A 16,674-nucleotide genomic window follows, 5' to 3' on the forward strand; every position below is an offset into this window, starting at 1 on the left:
ATTATATTAAAATTGTAGATTAGAAAGAAAAATCGGTAGTCTTATTCTATAGGAGGAAATAGTAATGGATAGTAAGTTGTCATTCAAGTCGTATGCAGTGGTCGGGATGATGTTGTTTGCGCTGTTCTTTGGAGCAGGAAACTTAATCTTCCCCGCACAGCTGGGGCAATATGCTGGAACAAATGTATGGATCGCAATATTTGGCTTCCTGATTACAGGGGTGGGGTTGCCTTTGCTTGGAATCTTGGCGATTGGCTATTCGAAAAGCAACGACTTACAGGATTTATCGAGCCGCGTGCACCCCGTTTATGGTCTAGTCTTCACAGCGATGCTGTATTTAACAATCGGGCCCTTTTTTGCTTTGCCAAGAACAGGTGCAGTTTCTTATGAAGTAGGTGTCGCTCCGTTTATTGGAGAGGGCAATGCAGTAATTGGATTGCTTGTCTTCTCGCTTGTGTTTTTTGGGATTTCATTGCTGGTTTCATTAAATCCGACAAAACTGGTCGACAGCATTGGGAAAATTTTGTCACCGGCCATTTTGGTAACTTTAGGCGTTTTATTGATTGCGGCTTTCGTCAAGCCAATGAGCGGACAAGAAGCACCGCAACCTGTTTATTCTAGCGGCGCGTTTTTCACAGGATTTACGGAAGGCTATAACACGATGGATGCCCTCGCTTCTCTGGTGTTCGGGATCATTGTCATTTCAGCTGTCCGCAAACTGGGTGTAAATTCGCCTAAAGGGGTTTTGACCGCTACTTTGAAAAGTGGTGTTGTCGCAGCTGCTTTGTTGGCTATTGTCTATACAGGAATTGCTTACCTTGGGTCGACGAGCACAGGTGTTTTAGGTCTTATGGACACAGGCGGTCCTGTCTTGAGCGGAGCTTCCGAGTATTATTTCGGGACGTTTGGCGCGACGCTGTTGGCAGTCATCATCATTCTTGCGTGTTTGACGACAGCCATTGGCCTAACCGTTGCCACCTCTGAATTTTTCCATAAACTGACGCCCAAAATCAGTTACAAAACATATGTCGTTATTTTCTCGGTCTTTTCGTTAGTGGTTACTAATGCAGGTCTTGCAAATATTATTACGTATTCGATTCCTGTATTGATGTTCCTTTATCCATTGTCCATCGTTTTAATCATTTTGGCATTTCTGTCTCCATTATTCAGACATGCGCAGCTGGTATATGTATCGACAATTATCGTTACTTTCTTTATCAGCATCATAGATGGATTGAAAACCCTCACTTCTTCACTAGGTGTGGACAATCCGGTATGGCTGCAGTCAATCGTTGACTTTTATGAAGCGGTGCTGCCATTGTACAGCAACGGCCTTGGATGGCTCTTGCCTGCTTTGATTGTTATTGCCATCACGACGATCATTGCGCGCAGCAAAAAGAGTGTAAAAGTTCAGGCAGCACAGCACAACGTTTAAGTTTAGTTCTAAGCTGCGGGAACGCTTGACCAATTATGAAAAAAGCTGCATCGAAAGCGAATTTGCTTTTGATGCAGCTTTTTACGATTTTACAGACTGGTTTCAGCTGACAGTTCTTCTATCGTCCGGACCCAATTGGATTTCATCAGTTCTGTTACTTTTTCTGGATCTTTTTCTTTTAAGGTTTGGATAATTTGTACATGTTCGTCGTAAGAACTTTTCGTCAGCATGAGGGAATGATGGAAAAATTGTCTTCTCACATGAGACTGAAGGCTGTTGAGTATGGAATGGATATATGGATTATGTGCGGCATCGACAATGATTTGATGAAATTCCTGATCAATTTTCAAAGCTGAAAATCCGTCTTGGCTATTGATGGCTCCAATAAATCGCTGGTTTGTTTCCTCCAGCAACCCAAACACATGGTCATTGAGATTGGGGATAGCGAGTTCCGCTGCAAGAGCCTGTAAAACAGCAAGAGGCGGCAACAAGTCTTTAAGATCGTCTTTTTTGATTGTTGTGACACGCGTAGCTTTTCCTGGAAACATCTCGACAAATCCTTGCACTTCCAATAATTGAAGGGCTTCGCGAATGGGGGTCCTGCTCAAGCTTAAAGCTTGTGCCAGTTCCGTATCGACTAGTTTTTCTTCGGGCTGTAATGTGCCGTCAATAATCCATTGCTGCAATTGAAGATACGCACTTTCTTTGGCTGAGACACGTACAGGCTTCGAATGATTTATGGGAATAGGCATTGCAAGCGCTCCTTTTTTACTGCATGTAGTGTTATTATACACCAACTTACATAGCCAATAAAATATTTCATGCAATATATCAGTAAACACCATAGTGCACTTGCCTTTAAGCCGTTTGTCGACAGCTGAATAGGGAATAAGAAAGATACCACCATAATTTAGAAAATGAGGAGGAATAGCATGCTGTCATTTATTCCGAGCCTTGATTCACAAACAATTGCTTTTGAAATTATTGGTCAGGTGACAAAAGAAGATTTGCTCAAGTTAAAAAACGTTATTGAAGAGCAATTCCCTGGTGAACAGTCATTTAATGCTTTGGCCATCCTTCAACAGGCAAAGCTGCCAACAGTTGCTGCAATAGTCGAAGAAGTTAAAATCGATTTGAAGCATTGGGGCCAGTACAATAAGTTAGCGGTGATCAGTGAAAAAAACATTTTAGAGAAAGTGGCCGAGCTGGGTGACTTTTTGCCAGGCATCAAATCCCGCCATTTTCATATGGAAGAAATTGATCAAGCTTGGGACTGGCTGAAAGAATAAACAGTTTCAGCAATGAAACCTGAGGAGGAGAATTATGTTAACATTTGTGCCAAGTAAAGATACCGAAACCATCGCAATGGAATTTGAAGGAACTGCAACAAAAGAAGATGCAGAAAAAATTAATAAAATTATCCAGGATAAATTTGCGGACAAAGGCAAATTCAATATTTATGCAGTCATAAATGATACAGGGGGCTCGGCTTTTACTGGCCTCGGAGAAAGTATGAAAGTAGACATGGCGGCCTGGAAGCAGTTTCATAAATTTGCTGTAATCAGCTCCACGCATTTTGCTGGGCAAATGACAGAAGTGGAAAACCTGCTGCCCAAACTTGAAATCAAGCACTTCCATATGGAAGAAATGAATGAAGCCTGGGACTGGATTTTAGAATAGAAGAGAAGCGCTTTGCAGCATTTTGCAAAGCGCTTTTTTGCTGTATTGCATGAATATTTTTCGGTGCAGAGGAGCGTTAGTGCTCTTCCACTGCAATCAAATCAGCTTTGACAATATGAAAGATGCTCAAGACTATGGTTTTGCCTGTCACGTCCTTCACAGCAAAAAGGCTGACTGCCACTCCGGAAAAATGATCTTCGAGTGGTCCTTCAATGCGTATATTCTCCAAGTGTTCCCCGGTCGTCAATAGAATATTGTAGATATGAAACTTCGGTTTCATGGCAATTCCTCCTAAGCGAGTCTTGGAAAAATTCACACGGCGAGGGTGGGCAGAAGATCAGCTATCGTATACACTAATTATAAAGCAAAACAGCGTTTTACAGATAGGATGAGAACTGATGAAATCGGAAATTTCAATTAAAATACACGATAAATTTAAAGCGGAATATGCCAAAGGCTATCCGTTGATTGTTAAAGAAGCTTTGGAAAATCCAGAACTTCTGCAAGGCGAAGGAAGCATACTGAAACTGGTTGATAAACAGGGACAGTTTTTGGCGAAAGGCTACTACGGACTGCAAAACAAGGGATATGGATGGGTGTTAACGCGCGATGAACAGGATGCCATTGACCAGCCCTTTATTGAACGCAAACTGGCGGCAGCGATCGGACGCAGACAATCCTTCTTCAGCAATCCGGATACAACAGCTTTCCGTGTTGTTAACGGCGAAGGGGACGGCTTTGGCGGCTTGATTATTGATTATTACGATGGATTTTATTTGATTAGCTGGTATAGCGAAGGAGTTTACACATTCAAGGATCAAGTAATTGCTGCATTGCAGAACGTGGCCGACTGCAAAGGGATTTATCAGAAAAAACGTTTTGACACGAAGGGGCAGTATATCGAAGAAGATGATTTTGTGACCGGCGAGCGCGGTGAATTTCCAATGATCGTCAAAGAAAATGGCGTGAACTTTGCGATTTACTTGAACGACGGGGCCATGACGGGAATTTTTCTGGACCAGCGGGATGTGCGAAATGCCATCAAGCAAAAATACGCCAAAGGCAAAACGGTACTCAACACTTTTTCCTATACGGGCGCTTTTTCAGTAGCTGCAGTACTTGGCGATGCGGTTAAAACGACGAGTGTGGATTTGGCGAAAAGAAGCTCGAGCAAGACGATTGAGCAATTTAGCGTCAACAGCATTGATTTCGAGACTCAGGACATCCTGGTTATGGATGTGTTCAATTACTTCAAGTACGCAAAGCGTAAGGAATTGAAGTTTGACGTAGTCATCTTGGATCCGCCAAGTTTTGCGCGTTCAAAAAAATATACGTTCAGCACATCAAAGGATTACACAAATTTAATGAAAGAAGCGATCGCCATCACGGAGAAAAACGGTGTGATCGTGGCTTCGACCAACAGTGCTTCTTTTGGAATGAAGAAGTTCAAAGGATTTATCGACAAGGCCTTTAAAGAACTTGGAGGAAAATACAGCATTGTGGAGGAATTTACCTTGCCGAGTGACTTCCGCGTGCAAAAAGAATTTAAAGAAGGCGATTACTTAAAAGTGCTTTTCGTAAAACTGGGATGAAAAAGCATGACGTACAGGCGTTTGTGTCGAAATTTTGTGCGCCCATGCAAAACCCTTGCTGATTTCTTTGGCAACCCACTGTACAGCGTTCCGTCCTGCTTTTATAATGAAAGCAGATTGTGAGGGATAGTCGATGTTTAAGAATGCGTTGGGAACATTTCGGTTTATGGGCTTGCTTGAAGGCGGTTCATTATTGATCCTGCTCTTTATTGCGATGCCGTTAAAATATTTCTTTGAATTTCCGGAAGCGGTCAGCGTTGTTGGCCCTATACACGGAGCCTTATTCAGTATTTACATTTTAATTACTATCTATATGACGTTTATTTACAAATGGCCTTTCCGCTTCTCGGTTGGAGCCGTTGTTTCGGCATTTGTGCCGTTCGGTAATTTTATTTTAGACAGACGTCTGGAAAATTGGCAGCAGTTGAAACCTTCAGCTGCATAATATCCGTATAATCAGTCACCTGTGGGGTTCCCGCAGGTGTTTTATTTTTGTTAACGAAAAGCAGCCAATTCCTCTATAATGAAATTATTGTCAGTTATAGACCTGTATTGGAGGTAGCCTCATGGCGAAAGCAATAAATTCTTCTTCACTGGCCGGAAATCCCGTTTATCCGGTGATGTTCGCGATTGGCGGCTGCCATTTGCTGAATGATTCTTTGCAGTCAGTCATCCCAGCCATGTTCCCGATACTGGAAGCCGATCTTGGCTTAACGTTTACACAATTGGGCTTGATCGCTTTTGTGTTGAACATCGTAGCGTCTGTGCTGCAGCCGGTTGTGGGATTTATCAGTGATAAAAAACCGATGCCTTTTGCGTTGCCGCTCGGCATGACCAGTTCATTTATCGGAATTGCCGGATTGGCATTTGCGCCGGAATATTGGATGATTCTCGTTTCGGTTATTTTTCTCGGTCTTGGTTCTGCTGTATTTCATCCGGAAGGCTCGCGTGTGTCCTATATGGCGGCTGGATCCAAGCGTGGCTTGTCCCAGTCGATTTATCAGGTGGGCGGAAATTCCGGACAGGCGCTTGCGCCGCTAATCAGTGCCTTTATTCTAGTGCCACTCGGACAGATAGGGGCAGCGTTGTTCTTGTTTGTCGCCGCTCTCGGTATTTTTATTTTGTCGAGAATATCTATTTGGTACAAGCAGCAGCTGGAGCAGGAAAAGCTTCAGAAAGTGAAGAAGGTTTTGTTGTCTTCATTGCCTGAAATGACGAAAAAACAAGTGGGCATTGCTTTGGCGCTTTTAATGATTATTATTTTTGCCCGCTCTTTTTATGTCACCAATATGACTAGCTTTTACATTTTTCATTTGATTGAATCTTATAGCCTGACAATTCAGCAGGGGCAGCTGTATGTATTCTTGTTTCTCGGTGTCGGTGCAGCAGGCACCTTCTTTGGGGGGCCGATGGCGGACAGGATCGGCCGCAAGAATGTCATTCTGTTGTCGATTATTGTGCCGATTCCGCTAGCTGCTTTGTTGCCGTATTTGCCGCTGTACGCCGTTTTGATTTTCCTGGCATTGATTGGATTTTTCATTATGCTCAGTTTTTCCGTTACGGTTGTTTATGCACAGGAGCTCGTACCGAGCAAAATCGGTACGATGGCCGGATTGACGGTGGGTTTGGCTTTTGGCATGGGTGCCATTGGAGCTGTAGTTATTGGGATTTTGATGGATTCCATTGGTGTCTACGAGACGATGGTGGTCGTATCGTTCTTGCCGATTCTTGCCTTGGTTGGCTTGTGGCTGCCGCGCGACCGTAAAATAGTGGCAGCTCAATAGTTTTCAATGAGATTACACATTACAGATATCAAGCCTATTATAGAAGTAAAGGGGAATGTGTTTATGACGATCAACTTGCCGGAAGTGCCAACTGAACTAAAAACAGCACGTTTGCTGCTGCGGATGCCAATGCCTGGAGATGGCAAAATTGTAAATGAGGCTATCCATGCTTCACTTGATGAGCTAAAGCCTTGGCTGGGATTTGCTCAGCAAGAACCTTCGCCACAAGAAACAGAAATCAATCAGCTGGAATCGCATTTGAGTTTTATGAAAAAGGAATTTTTGCGCTATTTGATTTTTGATAAAGAGACAGGGCGTTTTATCGGAACTACGGGATTTCACAGTATTGAATGGGACGTGCCGAAAATGGAAATCGGCTATTGGCTGGATTCCAGAGCGACCGGAAAAGGCTACATGGTGGAGGCGGTTTCGGCGTTGACCGACTTGGCATTTGCGACGCTAAAATGCCATCGCCTGGAAATTCAATGCGATGCAGAAAACCTTAAGAGCCGGGCAATTCCTGAAAAGCTGGGGTTTGTTTTGGAAGGGATCCTGAAAAATGATGAGCGGTCGGTGGATGGCAAGCGTTTGACCGATACGTGCATTTATGCCAAATTCGCTTAGTGCGACGCACAGAACAGGAGCTTTAAGATGAAAAAGAAAACCAATGAAACGGGCTTGAAGCCGTTTGTTTCACTGCTATTATCACTGAAGATCCCGAAGTTGGCGCTGGCGATTGGCCTGCTTGCCAGTCTAGTAACGACTTTGGTTGGGCTGGTAGTCCCACTATTGACGAAAAATCTCGTTGATGGATTTTCTCTCGATGCTTTAAGTGCACCATTAATTGTGGGAATCGTCGCCGCTTTTATTGTCCAAGCCATTATCAACGGCATTTCGATTTATTTGCTGAGCATGGTGGGGCAGCGGGTAGTCGCAGGCTTGAGAGAACGGATGTGGGCGAAGTTGATTCGCCTGCGTGTCAGTTATTTCGACCAGCATTCAAGCGGGGAAACGGTAAGCCGGGTCGTTAACGATACCGGAATTGTCCGTAATTTAATCACGGATCACTTTCCATCGTTCGTCACAGGCATCATTTCGATTGTTGGTGCTGTCATCATTTTGGTCATTTTGGATTGGAAAATGACCCTGGTGATGATGTTGGCGGTGCCGCTGACGATTGCGGTAATGATTCCACTCGGACGCCAGATGGCCAAGATTTCACGGAACTTGCAGGATGAGACTGCCCATTTTACGGGCCATGTCCAGCAGACGCTGGGTGAGATCCGTTTAATGAAATCATCGACAGCAGAAACAACAGAAGAAGCTAGAGGGACACAAGGAATCCACAAATTATTCACGCTTGGCATGAAAGAAGCGAAGATTTATGCGTTGATTGCCCCCTTGATGTACTTGGTAGTCATGGTGGTGATTGTGTCGATTATTGGCTATGGCGGAATTCGTGTGGCAAATGGTGAGATGTCGACAGGTTCACTCGTTGCCTTTCTCCTTTACTTATTTCAGATTATTGTTCCGATGGTGACCTTTGCCCGCTTTTTTACAGAACTTCAAAAAGCCAAAGGTGCTACAGAACGGATCATTGGCATACTCGAATTGCCATTGGAAGAACAGCAGCAAAAGCCAGATATGGATATTGCCGGAAACGCATTGCGGCTGGATGGGGTGAGTTTTGCCTACGATCAAGGGGAACCCGTATTAGTGGATGTATCATTCGAAGCGCAGCCGGGAGAAATGATTGCGTTCGCTGGACCAAGCGGCGGTGGAAAAACCACTGTCTTTGGCTTGGTCGAACGATTTTATGAGCCGCTGTCAGGTCAAATAACAATTGGCAACATTCCAATTGCTGAAATTTCAATTGCGTCCTGGCGCGATCAAATCGGCTATGTCTCACAGGAGAGTGCCATGATGGGCGGCACCATCCGAGAAAACTTAACCTATGGCTTGCCGGATGCTGAAACGATTTCTGCTGAAGAGCTTTGGCGGGTGGCACGTATGGCTTATGCGGAAGATTTTATTCGTGGATTTGCTGACGGGCTAGACACAGAAGTTGGAGAGCGCGGCGTAAAACTATCAGGCGGACAGCGTCAGCGCATCGCCATTGCCCGCGCCTTTTTGCGCGATCCCAAAATTTTAATGATGGATGAAGCGACCGCAAGCCTCGACAGCCAGTCAGAAGGCATTGTTCAGCAGGCATTAAGCCGGTTGATGGAAGGGCGCACGACGTTGGTGATCGCTCATAGGCTATCGACAATCGTCGATGCGGACAAAATTGTCTTTATTGAAAAAGGGCATGTGACCGGAATTGGAACGCACCGGGAATTGATATCTTCGCATTCGCTTTACAGAGAGTTTGCAGAACAGCAATTAACTTGATAAAACCGCTTGACCTTGACGCAACGTCAAGGTGTAAAGTGGGTTTATCAGGAGGTGGAGATGTGGAATACACTGTTCAAAAAATGGGGAACTTGGCTGGCGTCAGCACAAGAACCTTACGTTACTACGATGAAATTGGTTTATTGAAACCGGCGCGGAAAGGTTCATCAGGCTACCGGATTTATGGCCAGCCGGAAGTGGACAAGCTGCAGCAAATCCTGTTTTACCGCGAACTTGGGCTGGAGCTGGAACAAATTAAAGTGATCGTCAACGACCCTAATTTTGATTATACCCAGGCTTTAGAAGCACACCGGGAAAGACTTCTCGCCAAACGGATGCAATTGGACCTCCTGATTACCAATGTGGAAAAAACCATTTCCACAAAAAAAGGAGAGAGCACCATGGCTGATAAAGAAAAGTTCGAGGGCTTTAAACAAAAACTGGTGGATGACAACGAAGGGCAGTATGGCAGTGAAGTACGCAGCCAATATGGGGACGAATTGGTTGACCAGTCCAACGCCAAGATGTTGAAGATGAGTGAAGAGCAATATTTAGAATTCACACGCCTTGAACAACAGGTATTGGATAGTTTGGCAAATGCTATGAAATCAGGCGATCCATCAAGCAGAGAAGCAATGCGGACGGCTGAGTTGCATCGCCAGTGGCTGAGCTTTACGTGGCCATCCTACAGCAAGGAAGCACATCGTGGACTTGCCGAGATGTATGTAGCTGACGAGCGGTTTGCTGCGTATTACGACAAAGCATATCCAGGAGCAGCACAATTTCTGCGGGACGCAATTGTCATTTATACGCAGCAGGAGTAACGATACAGAAAATGCAGACACACCCGAAATGGGAGGTCTGCATTTTTTTGATCGATTTTAAAAGAAGCAGTGCAAAAGGGGCCGAACGTGCATAAAATCTTGTGAACGTTCACAAATTTTCGCAAGCGTGCATAAATTTTGCTGAGCGTGCATAAATTCAATTGAGCGTGCATAAAATTTCCGGAACGTGCAAAAAACCGTATTACACGACCCGTCTTATGCCCGTCGAATCTACGTGTCTGCCTCTGTTTTTCCTAGTGTCCAGCCTCCAGCAGCCAGATTCTCAGGGTCATAAGCCACTCCAGTTGTGCGGCCGTCTCAACTTTGCCATGTTTACAAATTGTTAACAATTGTTTACGCCCTTGTTATGGTATGTTTCTGCGAGCTTGGTATATACTGAAAGCAATTAAAGCAGCTGCCAACGATTCGTTTTAATCGAAAAGGAGAGGTTTGCATGCACGGGAAGAACAAGAAGGCACCGATTGTAAAAGTCATGTCGTTTAATATTGCTCATGGTTTAGGGATGGATGGAATAGTTGATTTGGAAAAGACCGCTGTAGTTATTGAGGATTCCTGTGCTACCATCATCGCCTTGCAGGAGGTTGACCGTTATTTTTCTGACCGTAGTTCGTTTGTCGACCAAGTAGAATGGCTGAGCGAAAGACTTGGCATGTATGCTGCTTACGGAGCCAATATGAATTTTGCGCCTGAAGATTCGGAACGGCCGAATCGCCAATACGGCAATATGATTTTAAGCAAGTATCCGATCAAGTATGTAGAGAATCATTTGTTGACGCAGGTGCATTGTCCGTTTGGCAACAATGAACAGCGTGGAATTTTGGAAACTGTTATTGAAGTCGATGGCATTTACTTGAGTGTCTTCAATACCCACTTAGCATTGAAAGATGAAGAATTGGTTGTCAGTGTAGATGAAATTCTGGACATTACAGGGAAAAGCCATTTTCCGCGAATCATTGCTGGCGATTTTAATGCCTCTTCTTCCAATGTCCATATGCAAAAGCTGAACAAGCATTTCCAGGACGCATTCCTGAAAATGAAAAGAGGCGATGCATACACATATCCATCTCCTTACGTAAACAATGAGACGGCCGAAGTTTTTTGGCCGGCGACGCGAATCGACTATATTTTATCTGACACCGAAGTAGAAGTTGTTCAAGTAGAAGTTATTGAAACATCGGTTTCTGATCATTTGCCGATTGTAGCAGATATGGTCTTGGCTGATGCGAAAGTAAGCGTAAAAGACCGCGTCCAACAACCGCGCGAAAAGGTCTGAATGATTGCACTCATCTTTCCAATAACAGAAAAACGGAGGCTCTACTCGAGAGCTTCCGTTTTTTTGTGTCCATAAGTCTGCTTGTCAGATAATTGCTCGCGTCTGCATAGCCTGACCAACAAATATACAAATGGTGTATCTGCTGCGGCTACCAGCAGTTTAAAGACATACTGGGTTGCAATCATGCCAAGCAATGCACCGGTTGGCATCGTGCCGTAAAAAGCGATGGTAATAAAAATGCTCGTATCGACGAATTGGCTTGTCATCGTTGAAGCGTTATTGCGCAGCCATAAACGCGATTCACCGTGCCGTTGTTTGAGTCTATGAAAAATGGTGACATCCAAGTTCTGGCTGATGAAATAAGAGACAAGGCTGGCTAAGGTTACCCGGAAACCTGCAGAAAAAATGGTTTCAAAAGATTCTTGGTCTGCGAAAAAGGGGGCGGCTGGCAAGTGGATGGCGAAAAAAATAAATGCCAATGCACAAAGTTGTGTGACAAACCCTGCCGTAACGGTTTGCCGTGCGGCTTCTTTGCCGTATACTTCCGCAATCGTATCGGTAATCGGGAATGTAAAAACGTACACAATGACAGCAGCTGGCAAAACGGCCCATTCACTGATGCTGAACAATTTAACGGCTAAAATATTTGATAAGATCAACAAGCCGACAAATGCGCCATTTAGATAAAGTAACATCCGCTCTGCCCCTTATCGGTTGGTAATCGTTTCCGGATTCAAGTCGTGATTCATCATCCGGTACGATGCCATTTCTTCGTATTTGGTTCCTGGTTTGCCGTAGTTGGTGTAAGGGTCAATCGACAAACCGCCACGCGGCGTGAATTTCCCCCATACTTCGATATAGCGGGGATCCATCAATTTGATCAAATCATTCATAATGATGTTGACGACGTCTTCATGAAAATCTCCGTGATTACGGAAGCTGAACAAATAAAGCTTAAGTGATTTGCTTTCGACGAGCTTTTTGTCGGGAATAAAGCTCAGGTAAATGGTCGCAAAATCAGGCTGACCTGTTTGCGGGCAAAGTGATGTGAATTCAGGACAATTAAATTTCACGAAATAGTCGCGGCTGTGCAAATTGTCGATTGGCTCCAAAATCTCCGGATCGTATTCAAATTTATACTTGGTGTTCTGATTGCCGAGCAATGATAAATGATCGAGTGTATCTTCGTTTCTTCCTGCCATAAAAACGGCCTCCTTTAAATGGCCGGCTTGGAAGAGGGCTATAAAAAACGGACAAAAGAAAAAGCCAAATCGCATGTGGATTTGGCTGAGTTTCGACAATCCATAGTTTTTTATAGAGGGTGAAATGCTATGAACCTCTCCCGTTGCCGGGTTATTTGATTTTCCTTAACTATCGTATAAGACTTGCTATTGGTTGTCAATCCGTGAATTTCAGTAACAAGAGCACAAGGAATATGAGAAAGTGAGAGACTGAATCTAATTGTAACGTGGCCGAATTATACCCGGTCAAATCCTTGCTCTGCCGCTATATGGGAAGGTGAATCCTGTGGTGGCAGTTGTCGAGCAATGCCGGCTTTTAGGTAACTGTGCTTTTTCGCGAAAGGAAAACGGTTGTTTTGCGGTTCATTTGCTTCATTTCTATATTATGGAATCCTTATTTTTTCATGGTACACTAAAACTAAAAGATAGGCAGAAAGGAGCGGCAAGGATGGCTGTACACGAATGGAATGGATTGCCCGCGCAATCACTGGAATGGGTAAAAGCGCAGTTTGGAAATACAGCAGAATTAACGAATGTTAAGCCGCTGAAAGGAGGGACTTCCTCTACTTTATTTGAGTTGTATGTAAAGGAGAGTGGCAAGTCCCTCTCATATGTACTGCGGCTTTTTCATAAAGCAGATTGGTTAGAGAAAGAACCGGATTTAGCCAAGCATGAAGCGGATAGCCTTCAGTTTGCAGAGCAGGCTGGCCTTCTTGTCCCTCATTTACTATCATATGACGAAACCGGTGAAAAGAGCGGCATGCCCGCAGTGTTGATGACCAAAATGTCCGGAACTGTCGTACTGCAACCTTCTAACGATGGAACTTGGCTGGAAGGCTTGGCTGCATCGTTAGCCCGTCTTCACCAAACTGAGCCTGCAGATTTCCCATACAACTATTTTTCGTATAACAATGCGTTTTTATTGGAAAAGCCGACATGGTCCAAAGTGCAAAATGATTGGATGCGTGCGTTTTATATTGTAGCCGGCAGCCGTCCCGAAGCTCCTGAATGCTTTATTCACCGCGATTTCCATCCGGCGAATGTGTTATGGGAAGATGGAAAGATCAGTGCCATTGTGGACTGGGTGAATGCTTGCCGCGGTCCCGCAGGAATTGATGTAGGGCATTGCCGTGTCAACCTGGCCCAAATGTACGGAATTTCAGTCGCCAATGATTTTCTGGCTGCGTATGAACGCCATGCCGGCAGCTCATTTACGTATGATCCGTATTGGGATTTGGTATCATTGACGGATATTCTTGATGGTTCACCTGTTGTTTACCCAGGCTGGAAAGTCTTCGGAATGACAGGACTGTCCAACGAGTTGATGCGTCATCGGCTGGATGATTATCTATTAAGCTTATTGGATCGATTTGACGACTTTTAAGCGGCAGGACAGCAACGCCTGACAGATTTCCAGGTTTGATTTCCTTAATAAAGGCAATATAGAAGGTAAGTGAGTTTTTTGAGGAGGAAATTGGATGAAGAACGAACAACTAAAGCAATTGAAAAAACAATTAGAGGATCAGGTGGAATCACTTGAAGTACGTGTTGAACATACAGAAGAGCTCGAGTCGACTGAGCTTTCAAATTACGATAATCATCCTGCAGACAACGCCACCGATCTTTACGATCAGGAACGCGGCATGGCGCTGACTCAGTTTAAACAAGAAGAACTAGAAGATACCAAAATTGCTCTAGCAGCAATTGAAGATGGGACATACGGAACATGTGCTGTATGCGGCAAAGAAATTCCGTTTGAACGATTGGAAGCTCTGCCGACTGCGTTAACTTGCATTGACCATGCAGATCAACAGCTGGATCTGGAAAGCCGCCCACCGGAAGAAGATGTGCTGCGTGCCTCTACATCCCAGCCGGTTGAAAAAGAAGATGGTGCGCTCCGTGATGACCAAGACAGCTTTGAGGACGTTGAGGATTTTGGATCATCAGATACTCCGCAAGACCAGCCAGGAGAAGACCCACAAAAGTTCTTTAAAGACGACAAATAAACCGGAATGCCCTTCCTGCCTTCTGGCAGGGAGGGCTATTTTTGAAAAATCTATTTCCCGGGAAATACAGGGGAGGAGAATAAAGATGGAAGAACTAACCAAAGCAATCTACGCACTCGAGTGCAGTCATTTAAAGCCAGAAGTCCGAACTTCGATGGACAAGTTGTCGGAAGTACTGGACAATGAGTTTTTTGAGTTTGGCAGCTCTGGTGGGATCATTAAACGCTCTGATTATGATGAAAATCATCCACTAACTCTAGATCCAATGGAAATAACGCATTTTGCTTTGCATGAATTGGGCCCGGCGGCTGTCCTGACTACCTATCAGCTTTATAACCATAAGACCGAAAAGCTGACAAACCGCAGTTCTATTTGGAAAAAAAGACCGAACGGATGGAAACTGTTTTTCCATCAAGGAACACTTTCAACTGAAGAGGTGTTTCAATAAAGGCAAAAGAGGCTATTAAGATGAGAGAACCATTTTTTTCAAAGGAGGAAACCGATATGGAACATGCGATCGTTTTATTTGATGGAGATTGTAATTTTTGCGACTCGAGCGTTCAGTTTATCATAAACCATGATCCGGCCGGCTATTATCAATTTGCTTCGTTGCAAAGTGATATTGGTCAGGAACTTTCTGAAAAACATAAGGTACCGGATGATGTCGATAGCCTTGTATTGATAAAGGATGGGCAGGCATATGTGAAATCCGAAGGTGCTTTAATGATTTCGAATCATTTGACTGGTCTGTGGAAATTGGCGTATTACCTGAAACCATTCCCGCGTGCACTCCGTGATGGAGCGTATGATGTTGTAGCCAAAAATCGCTACAAAGTGTTTGGCAAGCTGGACAGCTGCATGCTGCCGCCGCCTCACATTCGCAAACGATTTTTAGACAAGTAAATAAGAAAAGCGGCAGTCTCGTTGCAATGTTAATAGACTGAGGAGCGGAAGATTATCCCGCTTTCCATTAAATAAAGCCCGAATCCGGATCTCCGGTTCGGGCTTTATTTATAGATAGAGAAAAATCAAGTTGAATCAGTAAAAGTTGGAGATTCGCCAATAATGGCTGGCAATAGGGTCTGCCATAAAAGCCAGTCCTTCGCTTTCAGTCTGATGAAGATCCATCCATTCGCCGTCATCGCCAAATTTTAAGTACACTTCATGGTTCGGCGATTGGTCATGAATTCCTATAATGTCATAAGTGCCGTCGCGGTAAAAGGCAGCTGATACATTATAATCAATATCAGGTGAAGTAATAATTGGATTTCCAACGGCATGTTTTAGCGTAATGGAAACTTTGTGGCCGGTTTCTTCAAGTTTCTCGAGCTCGATTCCTTCAGCAGAAGCCACATCTGCTTTGCTGAATTTCTTTCGCCAATTATAGCCGATTGTGGGACCCACATCTTTATCATAAACGAAAGAGGATTCTTCATCTTTCAAGTCCACAGTGAAATTAACTTGTGTCCGGTAATGCAACGATTCGGGATCAAACTTTCTGCCATCGCCTTGGAAATAAGGAAAGGGCGATAAGAGATTCGGGTTTTTCAGCACCAAATCGGGCAAGAAAGTTTGATAGCGGAAATGCCAGAGTGGATATATTTTGGGTTTTTCCTCATCAGATAAGAGAGAGTCTAACGAAGCAATTTTTTTGGTCATCCAAAACTTTTCCATTGCGGCTTTTTCCTGCGAAGAATTCCAATTTAAAGCACCAAATATCTTGGCCATTTTGAATTTTTCTACACTAAAATCTTCTTCAGAACGCGCCACAGGTCGTTTACCGCGAATCCAGAAGGTAAACTCTTGATTCATGGGAACTTGGCGGTCCGTATATTGATTGCCTTTAACTGTATCAATCAGTTGGCCATTTCGATAAATATCGAATTCTGAAATGCCGTCGATCTCTCCCCAAGCCAAAGAAATTCTTCCCTTGGAAACAATGGCGGTCAGTACGATTTCTTCCAAGCGATTGATACTGTCCGTTTTCGGATTTTCCGTACCGGTATGAAGCTTGATTTTATCTGTCCATTTGCCAGAAGCATCCAGCCGTTCGATTGTGTAGGTATACAGCTCACCTTTTTTTAAACCTGTGTCCTTAAGCAAATTCTGAGTGCCGGTATAAATGACCTGTTCATCGCGTTTTACTCGGCAAACATCTTCTGAGTCTGTCCATCTAAAGTAAATCATTGTATCAGATTGTTCCAATACAAGAATATCCAGTTCGTTTGTCATTTTGCCACCTCCAAATACTGTTACTCTTCATATACCCTATTCTAAACAATGACGAACCCTTTGCTTCGTACAATATTTGTTACACAAATTAAATGTGATAATAGTGGATTTCACTGTATAATTAATATAGGAATATAGACGTACTTGGCTCGATTTCTTATATTTGTCTTCAAGTGATACAATTTATTGGCTTCC

General features: G+C 44.0%; 19 protein-coding genes and 1 riboswitch. Of the genes, 14 read left to right on the forward strand and 5 right to left on the reverse strand.

Going from position 1 to position 16,674, the window contains the following annotated elements:
* Nucleotides 1–64 precede the first annotated feature (64 nt).
* Nucleotides 65–1,435 (forward strand): branched-chain amino acid transport system II carrier protein, encoded by a 1,371-nt coding sequence (gene brnQ / locus AC4EHK_RS14185; RefSeq protein ID WP_490979441.1) that lies wholly within the window; start codon nt 65–67, stop codon nt 1,433–1,435.
* 89 nt (nt 1,436–1,524) lie between these two features.
* Here the strand turns inward: brnQ and AC4EHK_RS14190 are convergent, their stop codons facing one another.
* Complete coding sequence (locus tag AC4EHK_RS14190; RefSeq protein WP_490979442.1) at nt 1,525–2,187, reverse strand: GntR family transcriptional regulator; 663 nt, start codon at nt 2,185–2,187, stop codon at nt 1,525–1,527.
* Nucleotides 2,188–2,367: 180 nt separating this feature from the next.
* Here AC4EHK_RS14190 and AC4EHK_RS14195 point away from each other — a divergent pair, with 180 nt between their 5' ends.
* Together AC4EHK_RS14195 and AC4EHK_RS14200 are read left to right on the forward strand one after the other, a co-directional pair.
* Entirely contained in the window at nt 2,368–2,724 is a 357-nt protein-coding gene (locus AC4EHK_RS14195; RefSeq protein WP_490979443.1) for a SpoIIAA family protein, read from the forward strand.
* Nucleotides 2,725–2,758: 34 nt separating this feature from the next.
* Complete coding sequence (locus AC4EHK_RS14200) at nt 2,759–3,115, forward strand: SpoIIAA family protein (RefSeq protein ID WP_490979444.1); 357 nt, start codon at nt 2,759–2,761, stop codon at nt 3,113–3,115.
* 76 nt (nt 3,116–3,191) lie between these two features.
* Here the strand turns inward: AC4EHK_RS14200 and AC4EHK_RS14205 are convergent, their stop codons facing one another.
* Nucleotides 3,192–3,395 carry a hypothetical protein gene (locus AC4EHK_RS14205; RefSeq protein WP_490979445.1) on the reverse strand — a complete coding sequence of 68 codons (204 nt, stop codon included), beginning with the start codon at nt 3,393–3,395 and terminating at the stop codon, nt 3,192–3,194.
* Between the two features lie 118 nt (nt 3,396–3,513).
* On the opposite strand from AC4EHK_RS14205, the gene AC4EHK_RS14210 reads away from it, so the two are divergent.
* The 7 genes from AC4EHK_RS14210 (at nt 3,514) to AC4EHK_RS14240 (ending at nt 11,000) form a co-directional block, all read left to right on the forward strand.
* On the forward strand, nt 3,514–4,707 hold the full coding sequence (locus tag AC4EHK_RS14210) for a class I SAM-dependent rRNA methyltransferase (protein ID WP_490979446.1): 1,194 nt from the start codon (nt 3,514–3,516) through the stop codon (nt 4,705–4,707).
* A 133-nt stretch (nt 4,708–4,840) separates the two neighbouring features.
* Complete coding sequence (locus AC4EHK_RS14215) at nt 4,841–5,152, forward strand: DUF3817 domain-containing protein (RefSeq protein ID WP_490979447.1); 312 nt, start codon at nt 4,841–4,843, stop codon at nt 5,150–5,152.
* A 121-nt stretch (nt 5,153–5,273) separates the two neighbouring features.
* A complete protein-coding gene (locus AC4EHK_RS14220; protein ID WP_490979448.1) occupies nt 5,274–6,491 on the forward strand; it encodes an MFS transporter in 1,218 nt (405 codons plus the stop codon).
* A 63-nt stretch (nt 6,492–6,554) separates the two neighbouring features.
* Nucleotides 6,555–7,115: a GNAT family N-acetyltransferase gene (locus AC4EHK_RS14225; protein WP_490979449.1), complete on the forward strand. Its 561-nt coding sequence runs from the start codon at nt 6,555–6,557 to the stop codon at nt 7,113–7,115.
* A gap of 27 nt (nt 7,116–7,142) precedes the next feature.
* Nucleotides 7,143–8,882, forward strand: a complete 1,740-nt coding sequence (locus AC4EHK_RS14230) for an ABC transporter ATP-binding protein (RefSeq protein ID WP_490979450.1) — start codon at nt 7,143–7,145, stop codon at nt 8,880–8,882.
* 62 nt (nt 8,883–8,944) lie between these two features.
* Nucleotides 8,945–9,706 (forward strand): MerR family transcriptional regulator, encoded by a 762-nt coding sequence (locus AC4EHK_RS14235; protein WP_490979451.1) that lies wholly within the window; start codon nt 8,945–8,947, stop codon nt 9,704–9,706.
* Nucleotides 9,707–10,160: 454 nt separating this feature from the next.
* Nucleotides 10,161–11,000 carry an endonuclease/exonuclease/phosphatase family protein gene (locus tag AC4EHK_RS14240; protein ID WP_490979452.1) on the forward strand — a complete coding sequence of 280 codons (840 nt, stop codon included), beginning with the start codon at nt 10,161–10,163 and terminating at the stop codon, nt 10,998–11,000.
* A gap of 41 nt (nt 11,001–11,041) precedes the next feature.
* On the opposite strand, the gene AC4EHK_RS14245 is transcribed toward AC4EHK_RS14240, so the two are convergent.
* Complete coding sequence (locus AC4EHK_RS14245) at nt 11,042–11,695, reverse strand: queuosine precursor transporter (RefSeq protein ID WP_490979453.1); 654 nt, start codon at nt 11,693–11,695, stop codon at nt 11,042–11,044.
* A gap of 12 nt (nt 11,696–11,707) precedes the next feature.
* Nucleotides 11,708–12,202, reverse strand: coding sequence for a preQ(1) synthase (gene queF / locus AC4EHK_RS14250; protein ID WP_490979454.1), 495 nt, complete (start codon nt 12,200–12,202; stop codon nt 11,708–11,710).
* Nucleotides 12,203–12,298: 96 nt separating this feature from the next.
* Nucleotides 12,299–12,346, reverse strand: a riboswitch (PreQ1 riboswitch).
* Nucleotides 12,347–12,689: 343 nt separating this feature from the next.
* Between queF and AC4EHK_RS14255 the strand changes: the two genes are divergently transcribed.
* The 4 genes from AC4EHK_RS14255 (at nt 12,690) to AC4EHK_RS14270 (ending at nt 15,150) form a co-directional block, all read left to right on the forward strand.
* The gene (locus AC4EHK_RS14255; RefSeq protein WP_490979455.1) at nt 12,690–13,625 is read left to right on the forward strand and encodes a phosphotransferase family protein; all 936 of its coding nucleotides are present in this window, start codon (nt 12,690–12,692) and stop codon (nt 13,623–13,625) included.
* Between the two features lie 94 nt (nt 13,626–13,719).
* Nucleotides 13,720–14,247: a TraR/DksA C4-type zinc finger protein gene (locus AC4EHK_RS14260; protein ID WP_490979456.1), complete on the forward strand. Its 528-nt coding sequence runs from the start codon at nt 13,720–13,722 to the stop codon at nt 14,245–14,247.
* 85 nt (nt 14,248–14,332) lie between these two features.
* Nucleotides 14,333–14,695, forward strand: coding sequence for a nuclear transport factor 2 family protein (locus tag AC4EHK_RS14265; RefSeq protein WP_490979457.1), 363 nt, complete (start codon nt 14,333–14,335; stop codon nt 14,693–14,695).
* A gap of 56 nt (nt 14,696–14,751) precedes the next feature.
* Complete coding sequence (locus tag AC4EHK_RS14270; RefSeq protein WP_490979458.1) at nt 14,752–15,150, forward strand: thiol-disulfide oxidoreductase DCC family protein; 399 nt, start codon at nt 14,752–14,754, stop codon at nt 15,148–15,150.
* 135 nt (nt 15,151–15,285) lie between these two features.
* Here AC4EHK_RS14270 and AC4EHK_RS14275 read toward each other — a convergent pair whose 3' ends face one another.
* Nucleotides 15,286–16,479 carry a DUF3238 domain-containing protein gene (locus AC4EHK_RS14275; RefSeq protein WP_490979459.1) on the reverse strand — a complete coding sequence of 398 codons (1,194 nt, stop codon included), beginning with the start codon at nt 16,477–16,479 and terminating at the stop codon, nt 15,286–15,288.
* Nucleotides 16,480–16,674: the final 195 nt, after the last annotated feature.

Source organism: Planococcus sp. TJ-307, from assembly GCF_058268435.1.

Excerpts from the sequence above, each read along its gene's own strand:
- AC4EHK_RS14195 (WP_490979443.1), top strand. The coding sequence starts at position 2,368 with ATGCTGTCATTTATTCCGAGCCTTGATTCACAAACAATTGCTTTTGAA.
- AC4EHK_RS14200 (WP_490979444.1), top strand. The coding sequence starts at position 2,759 with ATGTTAACATTTGTGCCAAGTAAAGATACCGAAACCATCGCAATGGAA.
- AC4EHK_RS14260 (WP_490979456.1), top strand. The coding sequence starts at position 13,720 with ATGAAGAACGAACAACTAAAGCAATTGAAAAAACAATTAGAGGATCAG.
- AC4EHK_RS14215 (WP_490979447.1), top strand. The coding sequence starts at position 4,841 with ATGTTTAAGAATGCGTTGGGAACATTTCGGTTTATGGGCTTGCTTGAA.
- AC4EHK_RS14270 (WP_490979458.1), top strand. The coding sequence starts at position 14,752 with ATGGAACATGCGATCGTTTTATTTGATGGAGATTGTAATTTTTGCGAC.
- AC4EHK_RS14275 (WP_490979459.1), bottom strand. The coding sequence starts at position 16,479 with ATGACAAACGAACTGGATATTCTTGTATTGGAACAATCTGATACAATG.
- brnQ (WP_490979441.1), top strand. The coding sequence starts at position 65 with ATGGATAGTAAGTTGTCATTCAAGTCGTATGCAGTGGTCGGGATGATG.
- AC4EHK_RS14190 (WP_490979442.1), bottom strand. The coding sequence starts at position 2,187 with ATGCCTATTCCCATAAATCATTCGAAGCCTGTACGTGTCTCAGCCAAA.
- AC4EHK_RS14255 (WP_490979455.1), top strand. The coding sequence starts at position 12,690 with ATGGCTGTACACGAATGGAATGGATTGCCCGCGCAATCACTGGAATGG.
- AC4EHK_RS14265 (WP_490979457.1), top strand. The coding sequence starts at position 14,333 with ATGGAAGAACTAACCAAAGCAATCTACGCACTCGAGTGCAGTCATTTA.
- AC4EHK_RS14245 (WP_490979453.1), bottom strand. The coding sequence starts at position 11,695 with ATGTTACTTTATCTAAATGGCGCATTTGTCGGCTTGTTGATCTTATCA.
- AC4EHK_RS14240 (WP_490979452.1), top strand. The coding sequence starts at position 10,161 with ATGCACGGGAAGAACAAGAAGGCACCGATTGTAAAAGTCATGTCGTTT.
- queF (WP_490979454.1), bottom strand. The coding sequence starts at position 12,202 with ATGGCAGGAAGAAACGAAGATACACTCGATCATTTATCATTGCTCGGC.
- AC4EHK_RS14225 (WP_490979449.1), top strand. The coding sequence starts at position 6,555 with ATGACGATCAACTTGCCGGAAGTGCCAACTGAACTAAAAACAGCACGT.
- AC4EHK_RS14220 (WP_490979448.1), top strand. The coding sequence starts at position 5,274 with ATGGCGAAAGCAATAAATTCTTCTTCACTGGCCGGAAATCCCGTTTAT.
- AC4EHK_RS14205 (WP_490979445.1), bottom strand. The coding sequence starts at position 3,395 with ATGAAACCGAAGTTTCATATCTACAATATTCTATTGACGACCGGGGAA.
- AC4EHK_RS14230 (WP_490979450.1), top strand. The coding sequence starts at position 7,143 with ATGAAAAAGAAAACCAATGAAACGGGCTTGAAGCCGTTTGTTTCACTG.
- AC4EHK_RS14210 (WP_490979446.1), top strand. The coding sequence starts at position 3,514 with ATGAAATCGGAAATTTCAATTAAAATACACGATAAATTTAAAGCGGAA.